Origin of the sequence: Maritimibacter harenae (assembly GCF_009882975.1) — a bacterium.
Lineage (GTDB): Bacteria > Pseudomonadota > Alphaproteobacteria > Rhodobacterales > Rhodobacteraceae > Maritimibacter > Maritimibacter harenae.
This window is the reverse complement of record NZ_WTUX01000037.1, coordinates 1-255: the sequence shown is the minus strand read 5'-3', so window position 1 is coordinate 255 and position 255 is coordinate 1. Positions and strand designations below refer to the sequence as shown.

The window sequence follows — 255 nt, the reverse complement described above, 5'->3', positions numbered from 1 at the left end:
GCCGGCTTCGAGCGCCGCCGCCCGGCCCGCAAGCCCTTCCCCGAGCATCTGCCCCGCGAGCGGGTGGTGATTGAGGCACCCGCCGCCTGTTACTGCTGCGGCTCGGATCGTATCGTGAAGATGGGCGAGGATATCACCGAGACGCTCGAGGTCATTCCCCGGCAGTGGAAGGTGATCCAGACCGTCCGCGAGAAGTTCACCTGCCGGCAGTGCGAGAAGATCAGCCAGCCGCCGGCCCCCTTCCACCCCACGCCG

The 255-nt window shown here is 68.6% G+C and carries 1 protein-coding gene; it reads left to right on the top strand.

Translation table 11 applies throughout. The features are described from left to right. A partial coding sequence (locus tag GQE99_RS20220; RefSeq protein ID WP_202531003.1) for an IS66 family transposase zinc-finger binding domain-containing protein occupies positions 1-255 on the top strand: 255 nt, incomplete at both ends.